Annotated in this window: 8 protein-coding genes and 1 pseudogene; 1 reads left to right on the top strand and 8 read right to left on the bottom strand. The window is 46.7% G+C overall.

Going from position 1 to position 8,809, the window contains the following annotated elements; genetic code table 11:
• The 6 genes from AWV70_RS12825 to AWV70_RS12800 form a co-directional block, all read right to left on the bottom strand.
• The coding region (locus AWV70_RS12825; RefSeq protein ID WP_414714836.1) for an ABC transporter permease at nt 1–714 on the bottom strand (714 nt) is incomplete at its 3' end.
• Between the two features lie 28 nt (nt 715–742).
• Nucleotides 743–1,894 carry a Gfo/Idh/MocA family protein gene (locus AWV70_RS12820; RefSeq protein ID WP_060207679.1) on the bottom strand — a complete coding sequence of 384 codons (1,152 nt, stop codon included), beginning with the start codon at nt 1,892–1,894 and terminating at the stop codon, nt 743–745.
• Between the two features lie 474 nt (nt 1,895–2,368).
• Nucleotides 2,369–2,842, bottom strand: a complete 474-nt coding sequence (locus AWV70_RS12815; protein WP_060207675.1) for an NUDIX hydrolase — start codon at nt 2,840–2,842, stop codon at nt 2,369–2,371.
• A 146-nt stretch (nt 2,843–2,988) separates the two neighbouring features.
• The gene (locus AWV70_RS12810; RefSeq protein ID WP_060207670.1) at nt 2,989–4,668 is read right to left on the bottom strand and encodes an acyl-CoA dehydrogenase family protein; all 1,680 of its coding nucleotides are present in this window, start codon (nt 4,666–4,668) and stop codon (nt 2,989–2,991) included.
• Nucleotides 4,665–6,170 carry a class I adenylate-forming enzyme family protein gene (locus AWV70_RS12805; RefSeq protein ID WP_060207667.1) on the bottom strand — a complete coding sequence of 502 codons (1,506 nt, stop codon included), beginning with the start codon at nt 6,168–6,170 and terminating at the stop codon, nt 4,665–4,667. The genes AWV70_RS12810 and AWV70_RS12805 overlap by 4 nt, the downstream gene beginning before the upstream one ends.
• A 4-nt stretch (nt 6,171–6,174) precedes the next feature.
• A complete protein-coding gene (locus tag AWV70_RS12800; protein WP_060207832.1) occupies nt 6,175–6,552 on the bottom strand; it encodes a MerR family transcriptional regulator in 378 nt (125 codons plus the stop codon).
• Between the two features lie 272 nt (nt 6,553–6,824).
• Here AWV70_RS12800 and AWV70_RS12795 point away from each other — a divergent pair, with 272 nt between their 5' ends.
• The gene (locus AWV70_RS12795; protein WP_060207664.1) at nt 6,825–7,076 is read left to right on the top strand and encodes a hypothetical protein; all 252 of its coding nucleotides are present in this window, start codon (nt 6,825–6,827) and stop codon (nt 7,074–7,076) included.
• A 38-nt stretch (nt 7,077–7,114) separates the two neighbouring features.
• On the opposite strand, the gene AWV70_RS12790 is transcribed toward AWV70_RS12795, so the two are convergent.
• Complete coding sequence (locus AWV70_RS12790; protein WP_060207829.1) at nt 7,115–8,023, bottom strand: glycine betaine ABC transporter substrate-binding protein; 909 nt, start codon at nt 8,021–8,023, stop codon at nt 7,115–7,117.
• 2 nt (nt 8,024–8,025) lie between these two features.
• A pseudogene (locus AWV70_RS12785) lies at nt 8,026–8,809 on the bottom strand (ABC transporter permease); the annotation flags it as partial.

Raw genomic sequence — 8,809 nt, 5'->3', positions numbered from 1 at the left:
ATGGATGATCCTTTGCAATCTTGAAGCCCCATCGATCATCGCTGCTTCATGCTGGGCAGGATCAACCGCCGCCAATGCCGCTATATAGATGATCGAGCTCCATCCCATCGTCTGCCAGACATCCGAAAACACATACAGGCTCTTAAACCATGCAGGTTCACTGATGAAGTCGACAGGCGTCCCCCCAAATAGGCGAATCACTTGATTGATCAGTCCATCCGTCTTCAAAAATAATAGAAGCATCCCGACAACTACAACTGTTGAAAGAAAATGCGGCGCGTAAATGACAGTTTGGACGAATTTCTTATAGCGCAAGCTTTTCACTTCATTCAAAAGAAGGGCAAGGATGATCGGAACCGGGAAGGAAACGACTAAGGTGAAGACGCCGATTCCTACCGTGTTTTTAATAAGCCTCCAAAAATAGTAACTATCGAAAAATCTCTCAAAATGTTTGAAACCGACCCAAGGACTGCCGAGAATCCCCTTCGACGCCATGAAATCCTTGAATGCGATTTGCAATCCGTACAGCGGGAAATAGTGGAATACCAAAAAGTAAAGTATGACTGGGGATAGAAGAAGATAGAGTTGCCAGTTCTTCCAAACAGCCTTTCGCCATCTCGCCCGCGCTATCTTTTTGATGTCCTTCTTATTCTTTTTTTCCACATTTTTCTCCTTGGTGTTAAACCTCTCAACACCTTCACTCACATTGGCCATGCTTCACACCCCCTTCATGAAAATGCGGTTAATTATGCACGATGCTTGATTGCTGGGAAACTGTTACGACCTTGCCCCCCGATCTGATCGATTCAGTCGCGGCGCATCCAACAGCCACGCTCATTCGTCCTGCAAACGGTGTAGTAAGCGGTTCTTTTCCATAAAGAATCAGCTCGATGAAATCCTGTGCGATCTTCGGATCAGCGCCCCCATGGCTGCCCTTTTCAGGTTTCATGTCATATGTAACGTCGCTGAACTCTTTCCATGTGTTCGTTTTACGTGTCTTCAAATAGACTTTTCCATTGACGTCGTCATTTTCAATACGGCCTTCCGTGCCAATGAACGTATAATTACGCTGATAATCCGGTGTGAAATGGCACTGCAAATAAGATGCCTTGACGCCACCTTCAAGCTCCATGATCAGCATATTATTGTCCTCGACATCGATTTCTTTACGAAACGCACATTCCGTGAATGTATGAGGTACGTATTCAGGGCATGTCTTTTTCAATTCACAATTCGGGCATGTAAGATCATTCGGCATATCCCCGCCGTAGTAATCCAATCCTCCGAATGCCGAAACTTTTGTCGTATACCTGCCGGAAATCCAGTGGATGACATCCAGGTCATGCGATCCTTTCTGCAAAAGAAGCGATGTCGTATTCTCGGATTTCCCATGCCAGTCATGATAATAGAAATACCCTCCGAAGCCGACGAAATGGCGAACCCATACGGCCTTCAGCTCCCCGATGGCCCCCGAGTCGATCAATCCCTTCATCGTCTGATACATGCTCATATACCGCATATTAAAACCAACCATCAAATGTTTTCCGGATTTCTCCCATGCATCGATGATCCGGTCACAACCTTCAACCGTAATGGCAAGAGGCTTTTCAGAATAGACATGCTTCCCTGCCTCCAAAGCTGCAATCACATGCTCTTCATGCAAGTAGTCAGGCGAAAGCACTGCAATCGCATCGATATCGTCTCGCACTAGGAGTTCCTTATAATCCTTCGTCATAAAAAGCGGCGACCCAATCATTTCCTGGAACTTCTGCTGACGCTCTTCCGAAATATCAGCTAGTGCCACGATTTCAGATTCCCCCTCCGGCTTGTGCCAATAGTTGGCAAGTCCGCCCCTAAGACCAGCTCCGATAACTCCAATTCTCACTTTTTTCATGTCTACACCTCTTCTTTAAATTATGTACGCTTTACTTTTTACAGTTTTCAGGTTCTACACCGTTTACGCTTGATCGTGTCAAAATCACCTTATACCTTGAGACCCTTCCCTATATCATTTGCAAAACCGGTACTGGCAAAGTGGAGGAATGATAACGTTACAGCACGCAGACCTTTCTTTTTGCAATCCCTTTTCTTGGTATCGCTTTCATTTCTGAATGGAGAAAAAATTGCATATCCTGTAGGTTTGTCATGTTGTTAGGTTGTAGGTACAAGTTAGTGCAAATAAAAAATGCTCTCTAGTAATCAGAACATTATTATTATAGAAATTATATCGACTAGCTACTTACTTGTCAACGTCTTTTTTAATTGATGGGGCTAGAGTTAAAAGTGTGCTGTTTAATTTTAGAAGTCTACTTCCTTTACTGTTATCATCGTTCAGCGTTTGTTTCGGATCAATTAATGGCCATTTATCTTATTCATTGTCTAACCTTGACAATAAGTTATATCCAAGATTTATCTCCCATGTTTCGTACGGAACAAAACACTTGGCCCTCATCGCGTCGAGCGTCCTAGATCGTTGTTGCGGCCGTGTTATATATTGACCTATATTAGATTCGTTTATTTGAATGTATCTCGCTTCTTTAATTTCTTCCGGTTGAATTCTTATTTCTCCACGAACATACGTAGCCTTAAAAACAACCGACAAAACATGCTTTGTTGCATTGTAATAGACACCTGTTATCCCAATAGGTTGTATTACAATTCCTGTCTCCTCGAGGAACTCCCTACAAACTGCCTCGTCTAAAGGTTCACCTACTTCCACATTTCCCCCTGGCATTTCCCACGTATCCGAACGCCAATGTGTTCTAAGTAACAACATCTCACTTTTCTCGTTCATTACTAAAGCTGATACTGAAACAGCATGTTTTGGTGGTTCATATTCCATTTCATTCACCTCATCCTTTAAGATACTTTTATCCTACTATTTAATCAGATATATAACTACTACTGATTGTAAAAACTTTTTATACTCTATCAATTCAAAGTGACAAAGAAGCCGGCCCCATAACACAAGCCAGCTCCCTCATAAATTCACCTATCTAACACAAGCTCCTCGAAATGCGCAACCGTTTTCATCAGATCCCCGACTTTCCGCAATCTCCATGTATCATCCATATAAACTTCCGCTAGCTTGACATACTTCCCGCCATGTTTCATAGCCCATTCCAAGGCGACAACGCTTTCGTACAGATGCGCCATCCGTTTCATAAGAGCTTTTGCTTCGAATGTTTGAAGCGCATTGTCGTAGCCTGCAAAGACGATCAGGTCAGTCGATAGCGCATTTAATTCCATCGATAACACCTTCTTCATCTCACTGTCATTGATGAGGGCTAGGCGGTTTCGCATTTCATCGATGAACAATTGATGGGCTTCAAATTTATTGACGAGGCGGATGAGTTCGAGCCCGAGAATATTGGCGGTGCCTTCCCAGACGGTGAGCACTTGCGCGTCCCGCAGCAGGCGCGGCGTGACGAAATCCTCGATGTAGCCGTTGCCGCCATGCATTTCAATCGCTTCATGCGCGAAATGGATCGCTTGCTCGGCGGTCTCCTTTTTGATGAGCGCGATGAAAAGTCTGTTAAGGATCGTTTCGCGGTCTGACGCGGTGCCTTCTGTAACGCGTTCATACAGTTGAATGAAATCAAAGACGGTTGCCACTTCGACGTGAAGCCTCGCTGCCATTTTCCCGAGTGTATCCTGCACCATCGGATAGTCAGTGAGCCTCTTGCCGAATGCATTTCTGCGAGTTGCATATGCTTTTGATTCCAATAAAGCGCGCCGCATAATGCCGATGGAGGCGACTGCGTTACAAATGCGCGACAGATTGAGGGCTTCCATCATATAGTAGAAGCCTTTCGACGGATCACCGACCACATAAGCTAGCGCACCATCGAATTCGACTTCTCCGGAGGGGACGGCCCGGACGCCCAATTTATCTTTTAGCCGGCGGATGCGGAGACCGTTCAGCTTGCCGTCATCATTACGCCACGGAACTGCGAACAATGTTAGTCCGCGAGACCCAGCTTGCGCTCCTTCGATTCTCGCAAGCACCATCGCGACGCCTGCCATGCCTGCATTCGAGGCAAAATATTTTTCGCCATATAAGCGGTATTGCTCTTCGTCTCTCACTGCCTTCACAACGTTCGCCCCGACATCCGATCCGCCTTGGCGCTCTGTCAGAAATGTCGCTCCTTCGAAAAGCGGTACTTCACCCGTCGAGCAGACATTGCCGAGAAACAGGTTTTTCACATGTTCATCCGCATAATGGTCAAGCAAATAGGCGGTCGCCATTGTAAGTGTCACCGGGCAATAAAACCCGGGCTCCGCATGCGACAGCAAATAGCCTTGTGCAAAGCTGTACGTGTAGTTCCCCTTATGGCCGAGCTCCGGAATTTCTTTGTGCACGTACCCGACAATGCCTGTGTCATACGTATCCTGGACCGTTTTCCGGTACCCTTCATTCACCCAAACATCGGAAACTTCCTCTCCGAATTTGTCATATCGAATGAGGCGCGGCTCTCCTTCACGGTCGGTGTGCTTTGCGCGTTCGTCGATTTCATTTGCACATTGCTCACCGAAAAGGGATAGCTCACGCTTGGCATAGTCAAGAAATGGGCCTTGTAAATGCTCTTCCAATATCAAGCGGAGTGTATCGTCGCCTTCGTAAAAGTTGTCAGTCTTGATAGTTTCTGCTTCCTGCACGACTTTCATTGGACTGTCACCCCTTCCCGCAATGGTTGCTTCAGAATTTTTCCAGAGGCGTTACGCGGCAATGCGTCGACTTGCTCGTACAGGCGTGGCACTTTGTACTTGGCGAGATTCTCTTGAAGAAACGCTTTTATTTCCCCGCTGTCGACTGGATTCGCTGCAGCGAACACAGCTTTCACCGTTTCGCCCCATTCGGGATGCGGAACACCAATGACGGCCACTTCGCGGATGCCCGGATAGCTGAGAATCGTCTCCTCGATCTCTTTCGGATAAATATTGACGCCTCCCGAAATGATTAAATCCTTTTTCCGATCGACGATCCATATATAGCCGTCCTCATCGAACTTCGCCAAATCCCCTGTTTTGAGCCATTGTCCGATAAATGCCTCTTTCGTCGCTTCCTCATTTTTGTAGTACCTCAGCATATTCCCTTCGCCTAGAAGGACGATTTCACCGATTTCTCCCGGTTCAACGTCGTCTCCATCTTCATTCACAATCCGTAGCTCTGTATGAAGCGGTGCTCGTCGCCCGATGCTACCGGATTTCGTTGCATGCTCTTCCGCAAGCAGCAACGAGCCGCTTGGACCCGCTTCCGTCAAACCATATACACAAACGAGATTGTCCGTCCTGAAAGCGGTTTTCACCATATTCACTTCATTCTCGGATAGCGGCGCCCCGCCGTAAATCCACCATTTCATCGAGGACAGATCCGCATCCTTCAATCGTGGATGTCCCACTGTAAGTAAATAAGCGACAGGTGCGCCAAAGAAATGGGTCGTCCTCTCTTTTTCGACCGTGTCGATCAATAGGTCTGGAGTGAATGTTGGCGTAAGGACAAGTGTTGCGCCGACATACATGCCCGCCATCATGAATAGATGGAGCGGCGCCGAATGACTGAGCGGCATCATAAGGAGGACACGGCTTTCCGGCTTGAACTCCATTTCGACGGCAATCATCGATGCGACGGTCAAGATGCTTCGATAGCTGAACAGCACCCCTTTCGGATTTCCCGTCGTTCCGGACGTGTAAAGGATTGTCGATTCGTCGTCTTCCTTCAAGTTGCATGGAATCGGTTTGTCGTCTGCATTTTGGATAAGCGCTTCGAAGCTTTGCCAAGTTTTTGACGCTTCGCCTGTCTTAATTAAAATAGAAGGAGATTGTAATGTTTTCACGGTTTCAATCAGCAATTCATGCGCAACAAGCGCTTCCGCATCTGAATGGCTTAGTACATACGTCAATTCTTCTGTCGTCAGCTTGACGTTGACCGGGACGACGATCGCGCCAATGCGTTGAATGGCGAAATAGGCGACAATGAATTCCTCAACATTCGGCAGGAGCAATGCCACTTTTGATCCTTTCGTTATACCTTTATTTAAAAGTGCATGACCGAACCGGTTGACGCGATTGCCCAATTCCTTGTATGTTGTCCGCTTCCCCATGCTGACGACCGCTTCTGCTTGTGGGTACTTCCTTGCATTTCTCTCCAACAATTGCGAACTGTTCATCCCTTCATTCCCCTTTCGTAATAGCCAACCTTTCCGTGAATTCCTCGAGCAACTCTTCCATTTCAGCCTTCATTTCCTCCAGTTCTTGGATTTTCCGATCGATTTCCCCGATACGTTTTTTGCCGTATTCAATCGTTCGCTCAAGCTGCTTGCGTCCTGTCCGATCCTTATCGAACAGCAGCACCATCTCCTTAATGTCGTCCAATGAAAACCCGTACCGCTTACCTCGGAAAATGAGCTTCAGCTTTGCGAGTTCGGCACTGGAATAAAGCCGTTGATTCCCCTCTGACCGATCTGGCGCCAACAGCCCGATTTCCTCATAATACCGGATTGTACGTGTCGACACCCCAAATGATTCCGCCACTTCCGTAATCGTCTTCAGCTTCACCACCCCTTCAGCCTTTGCTATGAATATACCATTGACGTTAACGTAAAGGGCAAGTGATTTTCGAATTATGAATCAATTGATTGGTGATATTCTGTAATGAAGGCTTTATTAGAATAAATGAGCCGTTGTTCTATTAAATAATCCATTGAAACATGGACGTTTGAAAGTAATTTATATAAATTAGAAGTTTTTGTAACAAAATGGATGAAACTTTCAAACTAGTCATGCTACAATGAAAACAATATAAGATAAAAGGAGGAAGTATTATGAATGGTAGAAGTTGTTTTTCACGTGAACATTGGACCCAAGCACTAGACTGTGCCAATTTTTCCGATGGCTCGTCCGAGATGATGGCGACCCATGATGCTTTTCTTTCTGATCTGACACCTGAAGAATTGATTGACTATAATTGCAATCGCTTACATAGTTTTATCTGTTATGAGAACCAATTGAACTACATATTCCCTAGTATCAAAGAATTCAACCAGCAGTATTATTCCATTGAATCCGAAAGATAAAAATAGGCAGCCCACTTTCATGGCGGGCTGCCACTTTTTTATTCCTTCAAATCTTCAATCGAATCGATATCCATATATTGTGGAACGACGAGACCGATTTTCACGCCTTCCATATTGATGCCAAGCTCTTCGAATTTACCTTCGAATTTATTCGCATATGTTTCATGCGTCACTGGCAACCATGCTGCAAGTGTTGCGTCTGCGCTGCCGTCAGCAACAGCTGTCCACATAGGACCTGCTTCGACTTGCGTCAAAGTAACCTTATATCCCATTTCTTCAAGAACGAGTTTCATGACGTTATGGCTAGCGATTTCACTATCCCATGCTACATAGGCAAGAGTGATTTCATCACCATCTACTTTATCCACACCGTCTGTCCACTCTGCAACTTTGTCTGCATTGGCGTCAACCCAGTTCTGTGCAGCGACTTCCTCTTTCTCACCTTCCTGGATTGCGACCATCACTTCACCCATATCCTCTTCAGTCCACTGGAAGTTTGAAAGGATTTGGTGCGCTTCCGGCAAGTCTTCCGCAAGGCCTATACGCCCAATTGTACGGATTTGCTCTTCTCCACCGTATGATCCTTTAGGGTCATCCAAATATTTCAAGTCGTACTTCGCGAATTTCCAGTGAGGCGTCCAGCCTGTGATGATGATCGGCTCTTCAGCGTCATACGCCTTTTTCAATGCAGCAGTCATCGCTGCACCAGATCCTGTCGTTACGTCCCATTTGTCGAGCTCATAATCAGCGATTGCTCTGTCAGTCGCTTCCATGATGCCAGCGCCCGGGTCGATTCCTGTGATTTTATAATCGACGGATTTCCCGACGGTTGTAGAGCTGCTGCCGCCTGAAGTCGATTTATCATTAGCTTTATCGTCACTTCCGCAAGCTGCCAAACCAACTGCGAGTAGTGCTGCTGCTCCGAGTCCAAACATTTTCTTTGTCAATTTCATTGTGTAGTTCCCCCTTGTTTTTTCTTGCCTGCGTGCTGTGTGATCCGGTCGAGGATGATGGCGACGATGACTATGGACAAGCCTGTTTCAAAGCCTACGCCCGTCTTCAATTGGGTCACCGCCCTGTACACTTCCTCACCGAGTCCAGGTGCGCCGACCATCGACGCGATAACGACCATGGAGAGCGAAAGCATGATGCTTTGGTTGACCCCTGCCATGATGGTCGGTTGGGCGAGCGGTATTTGCACTTTCAACAACCGCTGCCATGTCGTCGAGCCGAATGCTTCGGTCGCTTCGATCAAATCTTTCGGCACCTGTTCAATTCCTAGCATTGTCAGTCGGATCGTCGGTGGCATCGAGAAGATGACCGATGCGACAACTCCAGGTACAACGCCGATATTGAAGAAAAAGATTGCTGGCAATAAATAAACGAATGCCGGCATCGTCTGCATCAAATCTAAAATAGGACTGATGATCTTTTTCACCGTCGGCTTCTGCGAGGCCCATATGCCAAGCGGAATGCCGATGACGAGCGCAATGACGACGGACGTAATGACAAGCGAAAGCATTTGCAGCATCGAATGCCAATAGCCGAGATAGTCAATGAATAGCAGCCCAACCAACGTGAAGATCGCAATCCTTCGCGTGGAAATGAACCAAGCAAGCAACGCGAACAGGACAGCTAGTACAATGGATGGCACCATATCCATCCAATCGACCGCTCCTTCAACGATGCCTTTCAAAAAGGCGGAGATGCCGTCGAAGACAGAGCCGAAATGG

The sequence above is a fragment of the Sporosarcina koreensis genome (assembly GCF_001531445.1).
Lineage (GTDB): Bacteria > Bacillota > Bacilli > Bacillales_A > Planococcaceae > Sporosarcina > Sporosarcina koreensis_C.
The sequence above is the reverse complement of the archived record's forward strand: the minus strand, read 5'-3'. Positions and strand labels throughout refer to the sequence as shown.